Annotated in this window: 1 protein-coding gene; it reads right to left on the bottom strand. The window is 69.4% G+C overall.

Annotated features, from left to right (window positions below):
- Window positions 1-654, bottom strand: a 654-nt coding sequence (locus ACFR9S_RS10050) for a phosphohexomutase domain-containing protein (protein WP_459077202.1), incomplete at both ends; no start/stop codon positions are given.

Raw genomic sequence — 654 nt, 5'->3', positions numbered from 1 at the left:
CGCGACCGGCGTCGAGCACCGCCTCGACCCGGGCGGCCGTCGACGCCTCCGCGTACACTCGGAGTTTGGGCTCTGTACCGGAGGGGCGTACGAGCAGCCACGAGCCGTCTTCGCAGAGGAGTTTGAAGCCGTCGACGGTGACAGTCCGCTCGACGGGGACTCCCGCCACCGCGTCGGGAATCTCGTCTTCGAGGTCATCGAGCACGCGTGCTTTCTCCGAGTCGGGGCAGTCGAGGCTGACTTTGTCGGCGACGATGCCGCCGTGCTCGGCTTCGAGGCGCTCGATGCGCTCGTCGTACGGCTCCTCGGCCTCGATCGCGCAGGCCAGCAGCGCCATCAGGACGCCGTCTTTCTCCCGGACGTGCCCGCGGATCGAGAAGCCGCCGGACTCCTCGCCGCCCATCAGCGCGTCGTGCTCGCCCATCGCGTCGGCGACCCACTTGAAGCCGACCGCGGTCTCGATCACGCGTTCGCCGTGGGCCTCGGCGACGCGGTCGATCAGGAACGTCGTTGAGACGGTCCTGACCGCCGGCCCCGAGTCCTTCTCCAGCAGCGCGTCGTACGTCGCGGCGAAGAAGCGGTTCTCGCCGAGGTAGCCCGCGGGGGTGATCACCACGATGCGGTCGGCGTCGCCGTCGTTCGCGATCCCGATGT

The sequence above is a fragment of the Halolamina salina genome (assembly GCF_042678005.1).
Lineage (GTDB): Archaea > Halobacteriota > Halobacteria > Halobacteriales > Haloferacaceae > Halolamina > Halolamina salina.
Note: the sequence above shows the minus strand (reverse complement) of the source record. Positions and strands in the feature narration are given on the sequence as shown.